The organism is Streptomyces sp. NPDC005761, from assembly GCF_040630635.1.
GTDB lineage: Bacteria > Actinomycetota > Actinomycetes > Streptomycetales > Streptomycetaceae > Streptomyces.
Genome location: NZ_JBEXXX010000006.1, coordinates 20,842 through 42,253, shown reverse-complemented (window position 1 = coordinate 42,253; position 21,412 = coordinate 20,842). Strand labels below are relative to the sequence as shown.

Below are 21,412 nucleotides of genomic sequence, written 5' to 3'. Positions count from 1 at the left end.
CTCGTGCCCTTACGGACGGGGCACGTTGCGCAGGTTGGACCGGGCCATCTGGACCATCCTGCCCACCCCGCCGTCCAGCACGATCTTGCTGGCGGAGAGCGCGAAGCCGGTCACCATGTCCGCGCTGATCTTCGGCGGGATGGAGAGCGCGTTCGGGTCGGTCACGATGTCGACGAGCGCCGGCCCCTTGTGCTTGAAGGCGTCCTTGAGGGCGCTCTCCAACTGCTTGGGCTTCTCGACGCGGACGCCGTACGCCCCCGAGGCCCGCGCGACAGCCGCGAAGTCCGGGTTCTTGTTGGTCGTGCCGAACGAGGGCAGCCCCGCGACGAGCATCTCCAGCTCGACCATGCCCAGCGAGGAGTTGTTGAACAGGACGACCTTCACCGGCAGGTCGTACTGGACGAGCGTCAGGAAGTCCCCCATCAGCATGGTGAATCCACCGTCCCCGGACATCGACACGACCTGCCGGTTCCGGTCGGTGAACTGCGCGCCGATGGCCTGCGGCAGCGCGTTGGCCATCGAGCCGTGACTGAACGAACCGATCACCCGGCGCTTGCCGTTCGGTGTCAGATAGCGGGCGGCCCAGACGTTGCACATGCCGGTGTCGACGGTGAACACCGCGTCCTCGTCCGCGAGTTCGTCCAGTACCGAGGCCACGTACTCCGGATGGATCGGGACGTGCTTGTCGACCTTGCGGGTGTACGCGCTGATCACACCCTCCAGCGCGTCCGCGTGCTTCTTGAGCATGCGGTCGAGGAACTTGCGATCGCTCTTCGCCCTCACCCGCGGCGTCAGACAGCGCAGCGTCTCGCGGACGTCGCCCCAGACCGCCAGATCGAGCTTGGAGCGGCGGCCCAGGTGCTCGGGGCGCACATCGACCTGCACGATCTTCACGTCGGTGGGAAGGAAGGCGTTGTACGGAAAGTCCGTGCCGAGCAGGATCAGCAGATCGCACTCGTTCGTGGCCTCGTACGCGGCTCCGTAGCCGAGCAGCCCACTCATGCCGACGTCGTACGGGTTGTCATACTGGATCCACTCCTTGCCGCGCAGCGCATGGCCCACGGGAGCCTTCACCCGTTCGGCGAACTCCATGACCTCGGCGTGCGCGCCCGCCGTGCCGCTCCCGCAGAACAGGGTCACCCGTTTGGCCTCGTCGACCATCCGGCAGAGCTTCTCGATCTCCGCGTCGCCCGGCCGCACGGTGGGCCTCGATGTGACCAGGGCGTGCTCGACGGACTTCTCCGGCGCGGGCTGGGAGGCCACGTCGCCGGGCATCGAGACGACGGCGACGCCGCCCCGCCCGATCGCGTGCTGGATGGCCGTCTGGAGCAGCCGCGGCATCTGCTGCGGGTTGGAGATCATCTCGTTGTAATGACTGCACTCCTGGAAGAGCAGCTCCGGATGGGTCTCCTGGAAGTAGCCGAGGCCGATCTCGCTCGACGGGATGTGCGAGGCGAGCGCGAGCACGGGGGCCATGGACCGGTGCGCGTCGTAGAGACCGTTGATGAGGTGCAGGTTGCCGGGGCCGCACGACCCCGCGCAGGCCGCCAGCTCGCCGGTGACCTGCGCCTCCGCCCCGGCGGCGAATGCGGCCGTCTCCTCGTGCCGGACCTGGATCCAGTCGATGCCGGGGTTGCGGCGGATGGCGTCGACGACCGGGTTGAGGCTGTCGCCGACCACTCCGTACAGGCGTTTCACGCCCGCCCGGGCGAGGATGTCGACGAACTGCTCCGACACGTTCTGCTTGGCCATGGGTGCGCACTCCCTCTGCCCGTGCTCCGTGCACGATCGGCTGACGGCGGTCCGGCGGTCCGAGGCACCGCAGCCTCGCCCGGACGGGTTCTCCGGAGTCCATCAACCCACGGCGCACGTGTTTACGCCTCCCAGACGCCGACCGCCGTCCGGTCGTCGGCGTACCCCTTCACCCTCAGCTGGGTGTCGGCCAGGAACACGCCGAGGCCGGGCGCCTCGGCCGGCGTCCAGCGCTCGGCGAGTTCCTCGGCGAGGGCCGGCTCTCCGCGCAGCGGCTCGGCGAGACCCGGACTGCACAGCAGCAGGGTGTCACCCGGCCGGGCGACCGACGCCCGGAAGCGGAAGGGCTCGGCGGGAGGCGGGACCGGGCCCTCGATGTACGGGGACGGGCCGGTGGTGACCCCCAGGTCCATGGTCAGCCGGTCACCCTCGGGCCCGCTCTCGGGCAGGGACGAGCCGAAGCCCACCACGGCCTCGCCGGTGAGCGCGCCGGGCTGCGGAAGGATCGGTTCGAGGTCGTGCCAACTGCCGTTCCGCAGCCGGAAGAGCCCCCCGCCGCCCACGCCGAAGAACACCCGGGTACGGCATTCGGGATCGGCGGACAGCAGGAGGCAGCGCAGACCCGCCGTGTACTCGTCCGGTTCGCGGCCGAGTTCGGCGGCGCGGGCCCGCAGCTTGCCGTAACTCCGGTCGGTCAGCCGGTGCAGCCCGGATTTGAGGTCGCCGCGGCGGCCCGCCCTTATGTCGTCGGAGAGCCGGGCGTGGCTGCGGCCTACCGCTTCGGCGATCCAGTGGCAGGCGTCGGCCGCCGCCAGATGCGCGCTCTCGGACGACCGGGCACCGCCAGCGACTGCGACCAGGACGAGGGCCCCCTCCGCGGCGCCGAACCGCGCGGTCAGCAGTGCGTCGCGCCGGGGTTCGCCCCGGAACCGGGCGGAGTCGCCCCGTACCGAAGCGGCCCGCAGGGTGTACGTGCCGTACCGGGCACCGTCGAGCACCGTGTCGGCGACGAGGCCGTGCAGTTCGCGCGGGTCGCTCGCGGGCAGCGCGGTGGGTTCGGCATCGTACGTGGGCGGCCGCGCACCCACGTGGCCGATCGGGGGACGCGGCGCCGCCGCCTCGGGGCCGGGGTCCGGTTCCGGGGCGGGTTCGGGCGGAACGGCGTCATGGGGCCGTTCGGCGACCGGGCGCCTGGGCAGGGGCGGCACGGATTCGTCCGGCACCGCGGGCGGGCGGGTCACGGCGGTGGGCGCTTCCGCGGTGGGCGCCCCGACGGGAACAGGCGGCTGAAGGGCTGCCGGCGGCTCGGCAGGGGGCGGCGGCAGCGGGGGAGCCGGCGCCTCGACGGGGGCCGGCGGCCGAGGGACTCCCGGCGGTGCGGCCGGGGGCGGCGGCGGCCCTGACTCCTGCCCGGGCGGAAAGGTCCGGGCGATGCGGGGGTCGGCGGGAGGCTGCGGCGTTTCTGGCGCGAGGTCCGGAGGCGGGGGCGGCACGGGAGCGGGCGGGGGCGGGGGCGGCACGGGAGCGGGCGGGGGCGGTGGACCGGCGAAGGTGCGCGGTCGTGGCGGGCCGGCCGGCGGCTCCCAGGGGGCGTGCGCGGTCACCTCGGCCGGCGGGGCCGGTGACGGATCCGCCGTTCGGGTGGCCGCCGAAGGCGCCGCCCTCGGTTCGGGCACCGCGGCACCGGTCCCGTACGCGTCACCGCCATCGGATCCCACCGCGCCCGACGCCGAGTCGAAACGGTCGTCGAGACTGTCGGCCGCGTGGCCGGCCCCGGTGTCCGGGGCGGATTCGTCGTACAGCCTGCGCCACCAGTCGTCCTCGTGGGCGGCGGGCCTCTCCCCCTGCTGACTCATGCCCTTATTGTCCACCGCGGAGGCCGCCCGAAAACGGGACATCCGGAAATAGTGGCCGCGGCCCGTCATGGAAGAGGTCCGCCGGGCGGCCCCACCCCCCACGGGAAGGACGCCCGGCGGACCGGTCGGGTGACGCGACGTCAGCGCACGGCGTAGGCGTCGGTCACGGTCTGGACGACGGAGTTGCCGTGGGAGTCCGTCAGTTCGGTGCGCAGGGTGACCGGCTTGCCCGCCGCGTCCGCGTGGTTCACGGTCGCGGTCCAACGGCCGCTGCGCTGTGCCGTGGTGGCCCCGGTCCAGGTCTCGCCACCGTCGTACGAGTACGAGACCTTGGCGGCCGTGACCTGGCCGGGGGTGTAGCCGGCGTGGCCCGAGACGCTCAGGGCGATCTGCTGACCGTCCTTCGCCGCCAGGGTCTTCATGCCGTCCGAGGGCAGGTCGTAGCCCGGGAAGAGCAGCGGGATCCCCTGCGAGTAGACGTTCTCGTCGCGGTGCGAACGGAACTTCCAGGTGGTCTCGGTCCTGGTGGACCGCGCCCACACCCTCGCGGGCTGACCGGACTTCATGGTCATCATGGTGAGCTCGTAGGCGGCGTCCCCGGCCGGGACGGTGAACACCCCGGACGGCCAGCCGGATTCGCCGAGCACCTGACCGCCGCTGGTGAGGCGCATGCTGCCCATGTCCCCGAAGGAGCCCTGGAGGCCGCTGTGTTCGGTGTCGCTCCAGAAGCCCGGGGCGACGCCGATCAGATTGTCCTGGCGTTCGGCGGCGAGCTGTTCGACGCCCTGGTCGTCACGGGGCGCGGACGGGACGAGGACGCCCCGGTACCAGTTGGCCGCGCGCTTCGAACCGGGCTGGTAGGTACGGAGCTTGTCCATCATGAACTCGCCCCACGGGAAGCTGGAGGAGATCGCCTGTTGCCAGGTGCTGTCGCCCGCCGAGTAGTACTCGGTGCGCTTGCCCGGTGCGGCGACACTGTCGAACGAGCCCACGCCGTACCTGGCGCCGTAGGGGCGGGCGACGAGCAGCGTGTCCACGAAGTCGGTTGTGACGCCCATCGATTCGTACGTGGAATCGACCTTGCCGAGCGTCCTGTCCTTGACCTTGTACGTGCGATCCGATGTGACGGTGCCCGTCTCGGGGAAGGCCAGGTTGTAGACGAACGGGCTGGCCGCGGTGGCCTTCCAGCTCAGCTCGACCGGTCCGGCGGCCAGCTCGGCGGTCAGGGCGGCCGCTTCGTCCGCCTGGATGCCGAGTGAGGGCAGGGGCGCCACGCCCAGGCCGACGGACGGCTTCCACGGGCCGGCGGACGGGCGGTGCGCGATGATCGCCACAGCACCGGCGGCCCGTGCGTCGCGTGCCTGAACGGCCATGAGACCGTCGTCCGCCACCTCGACCAGGGCGATCCTGCCCGTGACGTCGGCGGCCTTCAGCTCATCGGGGGTTCCGGTGCCGGCGTCGACGAGCGCTGCCTGGCCCGTTCCGTCGAGGTTGACGGAGCCGGTGGACGCGGGGGTGGGGTGCAGCGTGGCACCTCCGACGACCGCGAGCTTCTCGATCTGCGGGGCGTAGGCGCGCCAGAAGCTGTCGAACTCGAAGTCGCCGTCCTGGGCCCGGCCCTGGATGTCGACCAGATAGTCCTCGATGACACTGCCGCCGGCGATGGACCCGGAGTGCCGCCAGACCTCGTCCCAGCTGCGCCCGAAGGCGAGGGTGGCACTGCGGGTCTCGGTGACCCGGTCCTCGGTCTTCAGCTTCATCCGGTGCGCCTTGCGGGCGTCCAGCACCAGGACGGTGTCCTTGGTGACGTTCAGCTGCGGCCGGGCGAGGTAGCCGACGGAACCGACGAGGTTTCCGGTGGCGTCCTCGGGGTCGCCCGAGACGATGAAGCTGGAGACGAAGTAGGCGCCAGGGCGCACCTCGTACACCTGGTCGGTCGAGCCGTCGTTGAAGCGGCGCTCGCCGGTGGCGGTGTCGGTCCCGATGACGTCCAGCGAGGACGATCCGGCGGCCGCCTTGCCGTTGCGGTCGATCAGCTTGACGCGCAGGGTGACGGTCTCGGCCCCGACATACAGCGAGAACGGGGTGGAGACCTTGACGCCACCGGTGGCGGTGGCCAGCACGCGGCCGGTGACATCGCCGTACTGGCTGTTCCGGAGCCCGGCGGCCGGGTCGAGCTTCAGCGGGACCTGGACGGTCGCTCCGGCGGGCACGGTGACGCTCTTCGCGCCGAGGGCGGCGACGGAGGACCGGACGGCCGAGCCGTCGTTGCCCGTGACGCCCTGGAGGGCGAGCGAGAGCTTCACCGGCTTGTCGCCCGTGTTGGTGTACGGGACCTGGACGGTGGTGCGGTCCGTGCTGTCCTGCGGCCAGTTGAAGGTGCCGCCCTGGACTGCGGGTGCTCCGGTGAGCGTGGTGTCGATGGCGGCCTTGACGTCGAGCCGGCCGCCGCCGGTCTCGCGTACGTCACCGGGGATGTCGCTCTTCGCGGACGACACGAGGGCCGCCTTGACCTGCTGGGCCGTCCAGTCCGGGTGGCGTTGCCCGACGATGGCGGCGGCGCCCGCGACATGCGGGGTGGCCATCGACGTACCGGACATCGACTGGTACGCGTAGACGCCTCGGCCGCCTGCGGCGGCGGCGGAGATGTCGACGCCGGGGGCGGCGATCTCGGGCTTGAGGGTGTGCGAGACGATCGCGGGCCCGCGGCTGGAGAACTGGGCGGTGGAGTCGTCGCGGTCGACCGCTCCGACGGTCAGCACGCTGGGTGCGCACCCGGGCGAGGAGACGGTGTTGAGCGTCGGTCCCGCGTTGCCGGCGGCGACGACGAACAGGGTGTCCTTGCTCTTGCCGAGTTCCTCGGCTGCCATGCTCATCGGGTCGGTGCAGTCGGTGGGGGTCTGGCTGCCCAGGCTCATGGAGACGACGTCGGCCTTCTGGTCGACGGCCCACTGCATGCCCGCGATGATCCAGGAGGAGTCGCCGGAGCCGCTGTCGTTGAGCACCTTGCCGACGAGCAGGTCGGCGCCGGGGGCGACGCCCTTCTTCTTCCCGTCGCTGGCCGCGCCGGTGCCGCCCACGGTGGAGAGCGTGTGGGTGCCGTGGCCCTGGCGGTCGTCGGTGGTGTCGGAGTCGGTGAAGTTCTTCGACTCGGTGATCCGGCCCTGGAGGTCCGGGTGTCCGGCGTCGGCGCCGGTGTCCAGGACGGCGACCTTCGTGCCCTTGCCGTCGTAGCCCGCGGCCCACGCGAGGTCGGCGCCGATCTGCTTGGTGGAGCGGTCGAGGCTGGCCTCGACCTTGCGGTCCAGCCAGAGCTTCTTCAGCCCTGCCGTGGAGCGGGACCGGGTGCTGGTGACGTCCGCCCAGAATCCGGCGGTCCGCTGCTTGTCGGCCTTGAGCGCCACGCCGTCGATGGCGGGGAGGGCGAGGCCGCGCTCGGCGCCGCGCGGGGTGGCGGGCGCGCTGCGCGCGGTGTCCTTGGAGTAGGTCGCGATCAGCGGGACGGAGTCCGCGTGCGCGTCGTCGTAGCCCTGCCGGATGAGCCCGGTGACGTTGAAGAGTTCCTCGTCGACGGTGCCGTCGGCGAGCGCCTTCACCGCGGTGTCCGGGTAGACGTACAGGTCCTTTCCCGAGCGGCGGGTCTGGACGAGGGGGACGGTGCCGTCCTCGCGTGCCGCCGCGGTGGCCGAGGCGTTCCCCGAACCGTCGGTGTGCACCAGCACCTTGTCGCCGGTGACCAGTGTGACGGCGACCGGCTTGACCGCCTCGGCAGCGGCGGCCGCGCCGCCGGTCAGCGGTCTCTTCGTGCCCGCGTCGCCCTGTGGCGCTGCCACGGACGGCGCGATCACCGTGACGGCGAGGACGGCGGCGGTGGCCGCCCCCAGTGCCGTACGCGATATCGGACGCATCGCTCTCCCCAAGTAAAACCGGAACGGACAGGCGTAAACGCCTGCATTCCGGAGGTTGTTGGTGCTGCGGTGGCGCCACATTGGCAGAGTGACGGGGGGTACAGCGATGATGTGCCACGGCGGGTTTACGCCGTGGCCGCTTTCCGCCACCGCAGGCCGGCCGAGCAGGACGAATCACAGGGAAGCAACGCGGTCGGGAGGGGTCCGGGGATGCTGGGAGCCATAGGTCTCGACGAGACGCAGGAGTCGGCCTATCGCGCGCTGGTGGCGGTGGGAGCCGCGGAGGTCTCCGATCTCGCACACCGGCTGGCGCTGCCCGAACGGGACACCGAGCGGGCACTGCGACGGCTGGAGCAGCACGGACTCGCCGCCCAGTCGTCGGCGAGGACGGGACGGTGGGTGGCGGCGCCGCCGGGGGTCGCCCTGGGGGCGCTGCTGACGCAGCAGCGCCACGAGCTGGAGCAGGCGGAGCTGGCCGCGGTCCTGCTGGCGGAGGAGTACCGCGCGGACGCGGCCGAGCCCGCCGTGCACGATCTGGTCGAGGTCGTCACCGGGGCGAGCGCCGTGGCTCATCGTTTCCACCAGTTGCAGCTGGGGGCGACGAGCGAGGTGTGCGCCCTGGTCACCGGGAACCCGATCGCGGTCAGCGGGCTCGACAACGAATCCGAGGAGCAGGCAGCCACCCGCGGGGTCTCGTTCCGGGTGGTGGTCGAGCGCGAGGTGCTGGGACTGCCGTCGGGGATAGTGGAGCTGTCGGCGGCGCTGAGCCGAAATGAGCAGTGCCGTGTCGTGGACCGGGTTCCGACGAAGCTGGTCGTCGCGGACGGGGCGTTGGCGATGGTGCCGCTGACCCGCCGCGGCGCGGAGCCGGCGGCCCTGGTGGTGCATGCTTCCGGGCTGCTGGAGTCACTCACGGGGCTTTTCGAGGCGGTGTGGCGCGAGGCGATGCCGTTGCGGCTCGCCGAGAGCGGCCGGGTCGGCGAGGACACGACGGGGCCCGATCCGACGGACCTGGAGATCCTGTCGCTGCTGCTGGCCGGACTGACCGATGCCAGCGTGGCGAAACAGCTCGACCTGGGGCTGCGGACAGTGCAACGCCGGGTCAAGGGCCTGATGGAGCTCACCGGGGTGTCGACCCGGCTCCAGCTGGGCTGGCATGCGTACGAGCGGGGCTGGGTCGCCCGCGAGCCGCGCCCCTGAGAGGTCCGCAGTCCCCTCCGTCACGGCTCTGAGCTGCGCCTACGGGCCCGGGCCGGAGCGCGACGACGGGCAGGACCGGCCGGACTCCGGCAGGCTGGTCAGATGAGTGTGTGGCAGCTCGTCGCCGTCGGCCTGGTCATCCTCCTCGGCCTGATCGGTGTGCTGGTGCCCGGTGTGCCCGGGCAGGCGATCGTCTGGGCCGCCGTCCTGTGGTGGGCGCTGACGGACATCACGCCGGCCGCCTGGGGCGTCCTGATCGGGGCGACGGCGCTGCTCCTGCTGAACCAGGCGCTGAAACCGCTGCTGCCGCCGCGCCGCCCCCGCGAGTCCGGCGCTCCGCGTCGGACGCTGATGCTCGGCGGGATCGGCGCGATCACCGGATTCTTCGTGCTCCCCGTAGTGGGAGCCATCGCCGGATACGTGGGCGTGATCTACGGGGCCGAGCGGCTGCGCCTGGGCAGCCGCGGGGCCGGCTGGGCGTCGGTCCGCTCGGTGATGCGGGCGACGGGCTACTCCGTGCTCGTCGAGCTGTTCGCGTGCCTGCTCGTGGCGGGGGCGTGGCTGGGTGCGGTGATCTGGGGCTGACGCCCCTCCGTCGTCGTCACCTCGGCGGCACCCGTCCACGACCGCCCTACGCCGGGAGCCCTTCGCGCCCCTGCACGGCCGCCCGGCGTACGCCGTAGGAGCGCCAGGGCCGCCACCGGTCCGAGCCGGGCGTCCCGTACGGGTCCACATCGGGGTCGCCCAGGGCTCGCATCCGGATCAGCCTCGCGGTGGCGGGGTCGATGCCGGGCAGCCGCAGCAGCGCCTGCTCGGACTCGTCCCGGTCGGCGCCCGCGTCGAGCCGTACGGCGCCGTCGGCGAGGGCGGCGGCGAGCGCCCGCAGATCCGGGCCGGACTCCGCCCCGGCCAGGACGCCCGGTTCGGGGAACACATGGGTGAGCCCGCCGCAGGGCACGTCCAGGACCTTGCCGTACGCCTCGACCAGTTCACCGGCGGCCGAACTGCCCAGCAACGCCCGTACGGCGAACTCCTCGGGGTCCGCCGTGCCGGGCGAGCGCACCCCCGGGCGGGCGGCGACCCCGGCCGCGAGCAGCGGGTCGCCACCGAGCAGCTCGTCCACGGCGTACGGATCGGCGTCCAGGTCGAAGAGGCGGCGCAACCGCTGCACCGCGGTGGTCAGGTCGCGCAGGTCCGTGAGGTGGATGCGGGCCTCCAGCCAGGAGCCCGCGGAGCGCTCGTCCACGGCGGCGATGCCGGTGCCGTGCGGCAGGCGCAGGGTGCGGCGGTAGGTGCGGGCCCCGGGCTCCCCGCTGACCTCCTCGATCCGGTCGACCGTCTCGGCGGCGAGCAGGTCGAAGACCTCACGGGCCGCGTACGGGCCCCGGTGCGCGAGCCGGAGCGGGATGCCGGTGGTGCGGGCCTGGCGGACTGCGGCGCCGAGCCCGGTGCCGGCCTCGGTGCGCAGTTCGCTCGGGGTACGGGCGTAGATCTGCCGGACGGTGTCATTGAACTGGCGCACGCTGGCGAACCCGGCCGCGAAGGCGATCTCGGTGACCGGCAGCGCGGTGGTCTGGAGCAGGAGCCGCGCGGTGTGCGCACGCTGGGCTCGGGCCAGGGCGACGGGCCCGGCGCCCAGCTCGGCGTTGAGCTGCCGCTGGACCTGCCGGGAGCTGTAGCCGAGCCGGTGGGCGAGACCGGGGACGCCTTCCCGGTCCACCACGCCGTCGCCGATCATCCGCATGGCGCGGCCGACGACGTCCGCCCGGACGTTCCAGTCCGCGGAGCCGGGCACGGCGTCCGGGCGGCAGCGTCTGCACGCCCGGAAGCCGTTGCCCTGGGCAGCGGCCGCGGTCGGGTAGAAGCGGACGTTCTTGCGCTTGGGGGTGACGGCGGGGCAGCTCGGCCGGCAGTAGATGCCGGTCGTTTCGACGGCGAAGAAGAACTCCCCGTCGAAACGCGCGTCGCGGCTGCTCACCGCCTCGTACCTGGTCTCTTCGTCCATCACACCGTCCAGTGTGCTCCCCCGGGCACCGCCGCACTCGCGGTTTCCGGACGTCGACCAGAGGCCCCCGCTACCGCACCCGGCCGCGCTTCGCCTCCATGGCGGCCCGGCCCTCGGCCCCCTTGCGCTTCCAGTCCCGCCGGATCTCCGCCCGCACGCGGGCGTCGGTCTTGGCGACGATCCGCTGGTTCTCGCGCAGCAGCTTGCGGTAGCTGTCGTAGCGCCGCTCGGGCAGCGATCCGTCCTCGATCGCCGCCAGCACCGCGCAGCCCGGCTCGGCCTCGTGCGAGCAGTCGTGGAACCGGCACTGCGCGGCCAGGTCCTCGATCTCGGAGAACACCTGGCCGACGCCCGTCTCCGCGTCCCACAGACCGACCCCGCGCAGTCCCGGGGTGTCGATCAGGACACCGCCGGACGGCAGGACCAGCAGGTTGCGGGTCGTGGTGGTGTGCCGTCCCTTGCCGTCGATGTCGCGGGTTGCCTGCACCTCCATCGCGTCGTGCCCGAGCAGGGTGTTGGCCAGCGTGGACTTGCCCGCACCGGAGACACCGAGCAGCACGCTCGTACCGCCGGAGACGATGGCGGAGAACACGTCGACTCCCTCACCGGTGGCGGAGCTGACGGGCAGCACCTGCACGCCCGGCGCGAGACGCTCGATGTCCTGGACGAGGTGGGACAGGGTGACGGGGTCCGGGACCAGGTCGGCCTTGGTCAGGACGACGACGGTCTCGGCGACCCCGTCCCCGGCCGACGCCGCGTCACGCAGCAGCGCGTCTCCGCCGGTACTGGACATGGCCAGGGCGAGGAACCGCTCCACCCGTCCGAGGTCGAGCTCCACCGCGAGCGAGACGCAGATGACGATGTGGTCGATGTTGGTGGCGAGCACCTGGCCCTCGGAACGCTTGGACGAGGTCGAGCGGACGAAGGCGGTCCGGCGCGGCAGCAGCGTACGGACGAACTGCGGGTCGCCGTCGGGGTCGACGGCTGCCCAGTCGCCCGTGCAGACGATCCGCATGGGGTCACGGGGCACGACGAACGCGGTGTCGGCGCGGACCGTCCCCTGCGGGGTGACGATGTCGCACTGCCCGCGGTCGACGCGCACGACGCGTCCCGGCAGCAGCCCCTGTTCGGCGTACGGGGCGAAGTCGGCCGCCCAGGCGTCGTCCCAGCCGTAGGCGGTCAGGGGGTGCGCCGACGAGGAGCCCTGAAGAGTGGAGGAGGAAGAAGAGAAGGAAGACGGGAAAGACAAGGGAAACCCTTCACAGGGTGGCCCCGGCGATGCGCACTGCGGCGCGGAAGTTCTCGAGGTGGGTCAGCCGGCGGCCACGGGGGTGGGAATGATGCTCTTCGGCTTGTGGGCAGCGCCCATCGCAGCGACAGTCATCAATGTCCTCACCTCCGGTTTCACGCACGGTCCGGCACCGACGGTTTCCCCGCCGTCCGTAACGCTGCCCACGATAGCCCGCGGCGGCCGGGGGGCGTCAACGGATTTATTGCGGGGCTCCGTTCCGGTGCGCCGAGGGAAGTCCGGGGCCTACGACCGGAATCGCACCTCCCCTCCCTCGATCGGGTGATACGCATGGAGATCGACCGGTCGCGGACGGTTAGGGTGCCGGACATGACCTCCCCCCAGACAGCCCCCGGCACGTTCACCCAGGCCCAGTTGGGCACGCTCATCCTGATCGGCTGGAGCGGCGAGCACCCCCACGACGGGCACGACGTCGCCTTCCTGCTCGCCTACTCGCTGGGCGACGGATGCGACGGCCCCGCAGTCGGCGAGGCCGCCATGCGCATCGCCCTGAACCGCTGCGGGCTCCCGGCCGGCGGAGCCCCCGTACGCGCCGACGAGACTCCGGGCCTGCCGGTGAAGCTCCTCGTCCAGGCAGGCCAGGCCGTCCTGACGCTTCCTCACTTCAAGGCCCAGTACCCCGTGCCGCCCCAGTGGCTGGCGGCCGCCACCGCACAGGGAGAGGTGCACGCGATGTTCGCCACCCGCCCCTGGCCGCAGGGAGCCCCCGGGCTCCCGGTGGGCGAGGAGGAGCTGCGCCTCTTCGCGGGCGACCCGGAGGTCATCGCGAGCTCCGCCCACTGCGTCCTTCCGGTACGCAGCCTGGGCTGACCGCCCCGCCACGCACGATGCCCACCGCCCCCGTGGGGCGGTGGGCATCCGCGTGCTCAGGTGCCTCACCCACGCACCGCGGGCGGCCCGAGACCTTCCGGGCCGCCCGCGGTGTGTGTGTCGGACTCAGTTGTTGCCGATGCCGTTCCCGGAGAGGACCGGGATGCCGTTCACGAGGTGCGAGAGGGCCTCGTCGCCCTTGGCCTGGGTCGAGTTGTCGGCGCACTGCTGGTTCTGCGGGGAGGACAGGACGTTGATGTCCTGGACCGCCACCGGCAGGATGATGCCCACCAGCGCACCCGCGTTGGCCTTGATCGGCGCTCCGACGCACAGCTTGTTCAGCGAACCCTGGACGAGCTGCACCTGCGGGCTGCCGTCACCCCGGGTCACGCTGTTGCCGAACGAGTCCACGGCACCGTTGCCGTTGACCGACGTGGTGCCCCCTTCGTTCCCGATCGCCATGGCCGAGGGGGCCACGGCGGCCGAGAGGCCGACCAGGGACACGGCCACTGCTGCGCCGGCCATCATCTTCTTCATCACGCTTCACCTTTCGGAGCGTTCCGTTCTGGAACGTACTGATCAACCTCATACGGAGGCTTCGGTTCCGCGGTTCCACTCAAATGGGTTCGATCCGGCGTAAGTTCGACGTCCGGGCGTCAACCCCGCGCCCCTTCGCCGGAGATGCGCGCTCCGGGCACGAGGCCGCCCACGCCGGCGGGCGCGGACTCCGAACCGCCCGGCGGTGCCTGGTCCCCGCGCGCCGCCGCCTGCCACTCGGCGAGGAGGCGGTCGTAGATCGGTGTGCCGTCCTGCGGGTGCCCATGGGGATCTTGCCGTCGCTGACTGTCGTGCTGGTCCATGAGTGGCCCTTACCCGGTACGGCGGTGAGCCTGCGCCATCCCTACGGCAACCGGCTCAGCGGACCCCTCCTTTCGGGGGAGCGCACCGCCTCGCCCCGGCACACGACGTGGGGCCGACACGCCCGGGCGGCCGGAAATCCGGCTGCCGCAAGGACGGGTCGGCCCCACGTGTGGTCCAGGAACCGCGGGCGCCTCGGAAGTCGCGGGCGCCTCGGGAACGTCAGTCGTTGGCGACGCCGTTGCCGGACAGGATCGGGATCCCGGACAGGATGTGCGACAGAGCCTCGTCACCCTTGGCCTGGGTGGAGTTCTCGGTGCACTGCTGGTTCTGCGGCGAGGACAGGACGTTGATGTCCTGGACCGCGATCGGGATGGCACCGAGCAGCGAACCGACGTTGGCCTTGGCCGGAAGAGCGATGCAGGGCTTGTTGAGCGAGCCCTGGATCAGCGCGAACTGCGGGCTCCAGTCACCGTGGGTGGCGGAGTTGCCGTACGACTGCACGGCGCCGTTGCCGTTGACCGACGTGGTGCCCTCTTCGTTGCCGATCGCCATGGCCTGCGGCGCGATCGCGGCGGAGACGCCGACGATCGATGCCGCGACGGCTGCCGAGGCCATAATCTTCTTGATCATGAAATAGCCCTTCTGGGGTTTTCTGTTGCCCGCCTGTCCGGAGCGAACTGATCAACTCGCGGTGGGGGGAATGGTTGTGGCGCTTCACTCGAACGGTGCTCCTGCGCTCCGTACGGTTACGGAATGCGCGGCACCGGAGAAATGCGCGTGCCTCGGTAAGAGGCGGGAACCGCCGTCGTGGGGACGGTCAGCCGCCGATCGGGAGGCCGCCCATGAGCGGGGCGGCACCCTTGGCCGCACCGGTGGCCTGTCCGGCGACCTTGGTGACGGTGCCGTCCTTCTGCAGCGCCTCTGCGGCACCGCCGACGGTGTCGACGACCGGGTCGACGGCCTGCGGGGCCGCGGCCACCACCTGGTTGACACCGCCGTCGAGGCTGAAGCTGGGGGCCGTGGCGTTGGTAACGGCGAAGGCGGGAGCAGCCGTTCCGAGAGCGACCACGGAACCGGCAACGAACGCAGCTGTCTTCGCGTACTTCACTTTCGGGTTCCCTTCTGCAGCGGCATCCGTTTCGGTCGCGTCCCCGCGCCGCACCAGCCTTCTTTAGCTGTGACTTCTGCCGCTTTCTCTCTGGGTAACGATCTGATTGCTGACGGGCAACTGGACGGTGCCGCTTTTCTCCGGACGACTTCCCGCGGCTTCGGAGGATTGCATGACTAATCACTGATTCGAGTACAGGGGAGGACACCGGACACGGTTCGGTGGTGCACTGTCCGTACTCCGTCCCGCGCGCCCGCCCGGATGTCCGCCCCCAGCCGCCGGCGCACCGCGCCCCGGGCCGGCGGAATACCTTCGGGCCGTTCCGCCGCATCGAGGAGGGCAGCGCACTCCCGGGACGGAACGCAGAAAAGAGGAAAGCCCCGGATCGCATGGAATGCGATCCGGGGCAGACCGGCGCCGAACGGATTCGGCGCGCGCCAATCAGAAGTTGGCGCAGAAGTTGCCGAAGGCCGGGTTCAGCAGCCCGATGACGTTCACGGTGTTGCCGCAGACGTTCACGGGGACGTGGATCGGAACCTGGACGACGTTGCCGGACAGCACGCCCGGGGAGTGCACGGCCGCGGCCTCGGCGCCGGAGTCGGCGAAGGCCGGAACGGCGGTGCCCATCGCCATCAGGGTTCCGGCGGCAACGGCGGCGATCTTGGTGTACTTCACTGTCAACCCTTTCTTTCGGCGGAATCCGGAGCGGCCACGACTTTCGTGCCGCACGAGCGCGGTCCTGATCACTCGTAACTCCGCCGCTGCAATTCGTAACGATTTCAGACGGTAAGCGAAACTCTTCGTCGGGGAGATTCTTCTGAATCCGCCCGAATGATGCAGCTTCCGATCACGCACTGTTACCGCTGTGGGTCATGTGGACTTCTTCGCGCGCCCCCGGAAGGGCAGCAGCAGGCCCGGGCCGCCCGACGGGAAACGCCGACGGCCCGGGCCTGTTGACAGCTGGATCAGCTGTTGCCGGCGCCGTTGCCGGAGAGGACCGGGATGCCGGACAGGATGTGCGACAGCGGCTCGTCACCCTTGGCCTGGGTGGAGTTCTCGGTGCACTGCTGGTTCTGCGGGGAGGACAGGACGTTGACGTCCTGGACCGCGATCGGGATGAGGCCGATCAGCGAACCGACGTTGGCCTTGGCCGGCAGGCCGATGCAGGGCTTGTTCAGCGAGCCCTGGACCAGGCCGAACTGCGGGCTGCCGTCGCCGTGCGTCTCGGCGTTGCCGAACGACTGCGAGGCACCGTTGCCGTTGATGGAGGTCGTGCCGCCCGCGTCGCCGATGGCCATCGCCTGCGTCGCGCCGAGACCGAGGATGGAGGCGGCGACGGCACCCGTAGCCAGGACCTTCTTGATCACGATGAACCCTTCTCGTACTGGACGCCCCGTACCGGAGCGCACTGACCAACTGACCTGCGGACGTTTGGTTATCTCCATTCACCCGAATGCCATGACTGCGCGGACATCCGTACGAAGGAGGTCGGGCGGAACGGAGCGGAAACGTCAAGCGAACGCATATCCGTAGCCCGTCCGAGTGATCACAGGATTCTCACTGGTTCCACGTTTCCCGCGCGCTTTTGCGTCGTTAGGGGTGTCGTCAAGCTTGCCCGAAGGGACGCCCACCCAGCAGAACTGGCAGGCCCGACGGCTGCTGGACGGCCTGATGAATGAATTGCGGGTCAATACTGCCCGCGCGAAATGTCCCAGGAAGGGCAATCGATGCGAAAAGCCTTGAGTAAAAGCGTGCTCGTCATGGCGGCGGCGTCAGGCATCCTGACCGCCTCCGGCGGTTACGCATTCGCCGACGCCTCGGCCGACGGCGCCGCGATCGGTTCGCCCGGTGTGGGTTCGGGCAACGCCGTGCAGGTGCCCGTGCACATCCCGGTCAACCTGTGCGGCAACACGGTCAACGTGATCGGCGCGCTGAACCCCGCCTTCGGCAACGAGTGCGAGAACGAGGACGGCGGCTCCGAGGCCGGAGACGCCCAGGGCGCGGACGCCGACGGTGTCGCCGCCAACTCCCCCGGTGTGCTGTCGGGCAACCTGATCCAGGCGCCGATCGACGTTCCGGTCAACGTCTGCGGCAACACGGTCGACGTGGTGGGTGCGCTGAACCCCGCCTTCGGCAACGAGTGCGAGAACGAGTCGGGTGAGGTCGACACCCCGAAGCCCCCGCACCACCACAAGCCGCCGACGCACCACAAGCCGCCGAAGCACCACCACCACGACCACGACTGCGCCTGCCAGCCGGGTCACCACAACCCGCCGAAGCCGCCGAAGCCGCACAAGCCGCCGAAGCACCACCACGACCACAACTGCCCGCCCAGCCACCACCACAACCCGCCCACCCACAACCCCCCGCACCACAACCCGCCCACGCACAACCCGCCGACCCACAACCCGCCGACGCACACCTGGCACCCGCACAACCCGCCGACCCACACCTGGCACCACACCCCGTCCAAGCACCACAAGCCGCCGCAGATGGCGCACACCGGTGCCAACGACAACCTGGGCATCGCGGGTGGCGCCAGCGCCGCCCTGGTGCTCGGTGGCGGCCTGCTGATGCGTCGCAGCCGCGCCGCGCAGAAGTGATGTAGCCCCGCACACGAAAAGGTCCGGCCGGACAGCGGGAAGCTGTCCGGCCGGACCTTCGCACGTCCGGGCGACCGCGCTCGCGGTCATCAGACCCGGGAGAGTCCCGCGCGGTCCAGGCACGCGGCGATCGTCGCCGTCTCCGTGGCGTCCAGCCTGCGCATCGGCGGGCTCATCACGTTGGTGCTGATGATCCCGCGCAGCATGAGCGCGGTCTTGAACGCTCCGAGTCCGGCCGCCGTGGCGGACACCGTGCCGGGGCGGGCGGCCCGGATGATGTCGAAGAGCGCGACGAGACGGTCCTGTTCCGCCCTGGCCGCGGCCCAGTCGCCGGTGACCGCGGCGTGGTGGAGGCGTACGTACCCGTGCGGGTCGACGTTGCCGAGCCCCGGGACCGAGCCGTCGGCGCCGCCGAGCATCATCGCGTCGACGACCAGCTCATGGCCGGTGAGGACGGAGAAGTCCGGCAGTTCACCGGCGCCGAGGACCAGCCGGCGGAACGAGCCGTCGTCCCCACTGGAGTCCTTCACACCGGCCAGCACACCGTCGGCCGCGAGCGGCAGCAGCAGTTCCGGATCCAGCTTGCTGTGCACGCAGACCGGCACGTCGTACGCCAGGAGCGGCAGGTCGACGGCGGCGGCGATGTCCCGGAAGTGCCGGTCGATCTCCAGGTCATGGGTGCGGGTGTAGAACGGCGCGGTGACGACGACGGCGTCCGCGCCGAGTGCGGCGGCCCGCCGGGCCCGCTCGATCGCGCGGTTGGTGGTGGTCTCGATGGCGCCGACGAGGACCGGCACCTGGCCGGCTGCCGCCGAGGTGATGACCTCGATGACCTCGTCCTGTTGTCCGGGCGTCAGATAGGCGGTCTCGCCGGAGCTGCCGAGGGCGAAGAGCCCGCTGACGCCACCGTCGAGGAGATGCCCCACGACCCGCTCGAGGGAGGGGCGGTCGAGCTCGCCGTCCGCGGTGAGCGGGGTGACGACGGGCGGGATCACTCCCGAGTAGCGGGGGGTTCGGGCGGTCATGCGGTGCTCCTTGCGGACGGTACGGGGTTCGGGTCCCCAAAGGGGGACGCGGGGGTCTGGGGGTGGACGCAGTGCCAGCGGTGCTCGCCGGCCCCGAAGGTCTCCCCCGGGAAGGCGGTCGAGCACTCGTCGTCGGCCTTCCAGCAACGGGTGCTGAACGGGCAGCCGGGCGGCGGGTTGGTGGCGGAGGGCACCGGGCCGGTGAGCACGATGCGCTGCGTCGTCTCCAGCAGACTGGGTGTCGCGGAGAGAAGGGCTTCGGTGTACGGGTGGCGGGGGCTGCCCGCAACATCGGCCGCCCGGCCCTCCTCGACGATGCGGCCGAGGTAGAGGACGGCGATGCGGTCGGCGAGGTAGCGCACGGTCTGGATGTCGTGCGAGATGAACACCATGCCGAGGCCGAGGCGTTCGCGCAGGTCGACGAGGAGGTTCAGGACCTGGGCGCGGACCGAGACGTCGAGCGCGGAGGTGGGTTCGTCGGCGACGATCAGCTCGGGTTCCAGCGCCAGGGCGCGGGCGATGGCGACGCGCTGGCGCTGGCCGCCGGAGAGCTGCCCCGGCAGAGCGGCCAGGGTGTGTCCGGGCAGGCCGACCAGGTCGAGGAGTTCCTCCACGCGGGCCTCGCGCTCCTCGCGGGTGCCGCGGCGGTGCACGTCCAGCGGGTCGTGCAGTATCTGGCGGACCGTGAGCCGGGGGTTGAGGGCGGTGGACGGGTCCTGGAAGACGACGCCGACGGCGGAGCCGAAGTCGCCCCGCCGCTCGGCGCCCGGCATGGCCCACAGGTCGCGTCCGTGGAAGAGGACCTCTCCCTCGGTGGGCTTCTGCAGTCCGGTCAGCACCCGGGCGAGTGTCGACTTGCCGCAGCCCGACTCCCCGACCAGGCCGACGATCTCGCCGCGCTTGACCTCCAGGGTGGCATCGGTCAGCGCGTGGACGGCGTCGCGGCTGAAGAGACCGCCGCTGCGTGCCTTGTGGCGTACGTGGACGCCGTTGAGCCTGATCACAGGGCGCTCCCTTCCAGCTTCTTCGTGGCGGCCCCGGCCGGGTGGTGGCAGGAGAAGCCGTGGTCGTTCGTGGTGCCGCGCCCGGTGAGTGCGGGGGTGGCGGTGCGGCAGAGGTCGGTCGCCGCACCGCAGCGGCCCGCGAAGCGGCATCCCGCGCCGAAGCCCTGGGGTGCGGGGACGACGCCGCGGATCTGGTGGAGCCGTTCGGCGCCGGCCTCCAGGGAGACGACGGAGCCGAGTAGTCCGCGGCTGTAGTGATGGGCGGGGTCGGTGAGGAACGCCCGGGTCTCTCCGACCTCGGCGAGGCGTCCCGCGTACATCACGGCGACCCGGTGGGAGAGGTCGCCGACGAGGGCGAGGTCGTGCGAGACCAGCACCATGGCGAAGCCGAGCTCGTCGCGGAGCCGGATGAGGAGTTCGACGACCTGGGCCTGGACGGTGACGTCGAGGGCGGTGGTCGGCTCGTCCGCGATCAGGAGACGGGGGCTGCGGGAGAGGGCCATGGCGATGAGTACGCGCTGGCGCTGGCCGCCGGAGAGCTCGTGCGGGTAGCTGCGCAGGGTGCGCTCGGGCGAGAGGCCGACGAGCTCCAGGAGCTCGGCGGGCGTCTTCGTACCGCCGCGTGAGGTCAGCTGCCTCAGCTGGGTGCCGACGAGCACGGAGGGGTTGAGGGAGGAGAGCGCGTCCTGGTAGACCATCGCGATCTCGGGGCCCATCAAGGCGCGGCGTTCCCTCGGCGGGAGCTTCAGCAGGTCCCGGCCGCGGTAGAGGATCTCGCCGCTGACCTCGGCGTTGCGGGCGAGGAGGCCCATGACGGCGAGGCTGGTGATGGACTTGCCGCAGCCGGACTCGCCGACCAGGCCGAGGGTCTCGCCCTCGTGGACGGTGAAGTTCAGCCTGTCGACGACGGGGATCTCGCCGTATCGGTCCGGGAAGCGGATCGCCAGGTCCCGGACGGCGAGGAGTTCGTCGGCGTCCGCGCGGACCGGGGTGATGGTGGGCTCGGTGGCGTTGATGTGCTGGGCGAGCTTGGTGAGGGCGGCGTCGATGTCGACGGTGGCGGCGGCCTCGACCGGGTCCGGTGCGGTGGTCGCGGTGGGGTCGACGGCGGCGCGGGCGCTCCTGGGCGCGGCGGAGGCGTCGGTGAGGCCCTCGGAGAGGATGTTGAGCGCGAGGACCGTGATCAGGAGAGCCAGGCCGGGGAAGAAGGTGGCCCACCAGCCGCCGGCCAGGAGGATCTGCCGGCCGTAGGCGAGGACGCTGCCCCAGCTGGGGTCGGGGTCCTGCACACCGGCGCCGATGAAGGAGAGGCTGGCCTCGAAGATGATGGCCTCGGCGACCATGACGGTCGCGAAGACCATGACCGGGGCCATGCAGTTGACCGCTACGTGCTTGAGCACGATGTAGCCGCGCCGGGCACCGATGACCTTCTCGGCGGCGACGTAGTCCTCGCCGTACTGGGAGAGGACGTTGGCGCGGACCACGCGGGCCAGCGACGGGGTGTACACGAAGGCGATCGTGAAGATGATCACCGGGATGCTGGTGCCGAACACGGCGACGAGGACGGCCGCGAGGGCGATCGGCGGGAACGACATGATGACGTCGAGCGTGCGCATGACGGACTCGTCACCGAGCTTGCGCGAAGTGGCGGCGAGCGAGCCGAGCAGGGCCCCGGCGACCAGGGCGCAGGCGGTCGAGCCGAGGCCGATGACCAGCGAGTAGCGCGAGCCGTGCAGGACGCGGGCGAACACGTCGCGTCCCGCCCGGTCGGTGCCGAACCAGTGCGCGCCGCTCGGGGCCTGGACGGGGTTTCCCGTGGCCAGTGGGTCCTGGGTGAGCAGGGGGGCGAGCACGGCGCCGAGGATGACGACGGTCAGGACGCCGAAGGCGACGCGGGAGGTTACCGGGAGGGCGCGGAAGGCGACGCCCGGTCGGGAGAGCTTCTTGGCCAGACGGCCCGTGGCGAACATG

Annotated in this window: 17 protein-coding genes and 1 pseudogene; 4 read left to right on the top strand and 14 right to left on the bottom strand. The window is 71.4% G+C overall.

Annotated elements, in window-relative coordinates; translation table 11 throughout:
- Positions 1-9 precede the first annotated feature (9 nt).
- The 3 genes from ABZ434_RS07990 to ABZ434_RS07980 form a co-directional block, all read right to left on the bottom strand.
- The gene (locus ABZ434_RS07990) at positions 10-1,752 is read right to left on the bottom strand and encodes a pyruvate dehydrogenase (RefSeq protein ID WP_359132951.1); all 1,743 of its coding nucleotides are present in this window, start codon (positions 1,750-1,752) and stop codon (positions 10-12) included.
- Positions 1,753-1,874: 122 nt separating this feature from the next.
- The gene (locus tag ABZ434_RS07985) at positions 1,875-3,608 is read right to left on the bottom strand and encodes a protein phosphatase 2C domain-containing protein (protein WP_359132949.1); all 1,734 of its coding nucleotides are present in this window, start codon (positions 3,606-3,608) and stop codon (positions 1,875-1,877) included.
- A gap of 140 nt (positions 3,609-3,748) precedes the next feature.
- On the bottom strand, positions 3,749-7,516 hold the full coding sequence (locus ABZ434_RS07980) for a S8 family serine peptidase (protein ID WP_359132947.1): 3,768 nt from the start codon (positions 7,514-7,516) through the stop codon (positions 3,749-3,751).
- Between the two features lie 210 nt (positions 7,517-7,726).
- On the opposite strand from ABZ434_RS07980, the gene ABZ434_RS07975 reads away from it, so the two are divergent.
- Positions 7,727-8,716: a helix-turn-helix domain-containing protein gene (locus ABZ434_RS07975; protein WP_359132945.1), complete on the top strand. Its 990-nt coding sequence runs from the start codon at positions 7,727-7,729 to the stop codon at positions 8,714-8,716.
- A 102-nt stretch (positions 8,717-8,818) separates the two neighbouring features.
- A complete protein-coding gene (locus ABZ434_RS07970; protein ID WP_359132943.1) occupies positions 8,819-9,301 on the top strand; it encodes a DUF456 domain-containing protein in 483 nt (160 codons plus the stop codon).
- Between the two features lie 85 nt (positions 9,302-9,386).
- Here the strand turns inward: ABZ434_RS07970 and ABZ434_RS07965 are convergent.
- Positions 9,387-10,721, bottom strand: a pseudogene (locus ABZ434_RS07965) (AlkA N-terminal domain-containing protein); the annotation flags it as partial.
- A 70-nt stretch (positions 10,722-10,791) separates the two neighbouring features.
- Positions 10,792-11,970 (bottom strand): ribosome small subunit-dependent GTPase A, encoded by a 1,179-nt coding sequence (gene rsgA / locus ABZ434_RS07960; protein ID WP_359132942.1) that lies wholly within the window; start codon positions 11,968-11,970, stop codon positions 10,792-10,794.
- Between the two features lie 369 nt (positions 11,971-12,339).
- Between rsgA and ABZ434_RS07955 the strand changes: the two genes are divergently transcribed.
- On the top strand, positions 12,340-12,840 hold the full coding sequence (locus ABZ434_RS07955) for a DUF5949 family protein (RefSeq protein ID WP_359132940.1): 501 nt from the start codon (positions 12,340-12,342) through the stop codon (positions 12,838-12,840).
- A gap of 126 nt (positions 12,841-12,966) precedes the next feature.
- Here ABZ434_RS07955 and ABZ434_RS07950 read toward each other — a convergent pair whose 3' ends face one another.
- From ABZ434_RS07950 to ABZ434_RS07925, 6 genes are all read right to left on the bottom strand, one after another.
- Positions 12,967-13,377 carry a rodlin gene (locus ABZ434_RS07950; protein ID WP_359132939.1) on the bottom strand — a complete coding sequence of 137 codons (411 nt, stop codon included), beginning with the start codon at positions 13,375-13,377 and terminating at the stop codon, positions 12,967-12,969.
- A gap of 119 nt (positions 13,378-13,496) precedes the next feature.
- Positions 13,497-13,700, bottom strand: coding sequence for a hypothetical protein (locus tag ABZ434_RS07945; RefSeq protein ID WP_359132938.1), 204 nt, complete (start codon positions 13,698-13,700; stop codon positions 13,497-13,499).
- A 220-nt stretch (positions 13,701-13,920) separates the two neighbouring features.
- Positions 13,921-14,331, bottom strand: a complete 411-nt coding sequence (locus tag ABZ434_RS07940; protein ID WP_326739624.1) for a rodlin — start codon at positions 14,329-14,331, stop codon at positions 13,921-13,923.
- Between the two features lie 187 nt (positions 14,332-14,518).
- On the bottom strand, positions 14,519-14,809 hold the full coding sequence (locus ABZ434_RS07935; protein WP_359132937.1) for a hypothetical protein: 291 nt from the start codon (positions 14,807-14,809) through the stop codon (positions 14,519-14,521).
- 441 nt (positions 14,810-15,250) lie between these two features.
- On the bottom strand, positions 15,251-15,442 hold the full coding sequence (locus tag ABZ434_RS07930; RefSeq protein ID WP_359133261.1) for a chaplin: 192 nt from the start codon (positions 15,440-15,442) through the stop codon (positions 15,251-15,253).
- 332 nt (positions 15,443-15,774) lie between these two features.
- Entirely contained in the window at positions 15,775-16,176 is a 402-nt protein-coding gene (locus ABZ434_RS07925; protein ID WP_326739621.1) for a rodlin, read from the bottom strand.
- Positions 16,177-16,560: 384 nt separating this feature from the next.
- Here ABZ434_RS07925 and ABZ434_RS07920 point away from each other — a divergent pair, with 384 nt between their 5' ends.
- A complete protein-coding gene (locus tag ABZ434_RS07920; protein ID WP_359133259.1) occupies positions 16,561-17,412 on the top strand; it encodes a chaplin family protein in 852 nt (283 codons plus the stop codon).
- Between the two features lie 89 nt (positions 17,413-17,501).
- On the opposite strand, the gene ABZ434_RS07915 is transcribed toward ABZ434_RS07920, so the two are convergent.
- From ABZ434_RS07915 to ABZ434_RS07905, 3 genes are read right to left on the bottom strand one after another with little or no spacing between them, the layout of a single operon-like run.
- Complete coding sequence (locus ABZ434_RS07915) at positions 17,502-18,437, bottom strand: dihydrodipicolinate synthase family protein (protein ID WP_359132936.1); 936 nt, start codon at positions 18,435-18,437, stop codon at positions 17,502-17,504.
- Positions 18,434-19,441, bottom strand: a complete 1,008-nt coding sequence (locus ABZ434_RS07910; RefSeq protein WP_359132935.1) for an ABC transporter ATP-binding protein — start codon at positions 19,439-19,441, stop codon at positions 18,434-18,436. The genes ABZ434_RS07915 and ABZ434_RS07910 overlap by 4 nt, the downstream gene beginning before the upstream one ends.
- Complete coding sequence (locus ABZ434_RS07905; protein ID WP_359132934.1) at positions 19,438-21,411, bottom strand: dipeptide/oligopeptide/nickel ABC transporter permease/ATP-binding protein; 1,974 nt, start codon at positions 21,409-21,411, stop codon at positions 19,438-19,440. Before ABZ434_RS07905 ends, ABZ434_RS07910 begins: the two co-directional genes overlap by 4 nt.
- Between the last annotated feature and the right edge of the window lies 1 nt (position 21,412).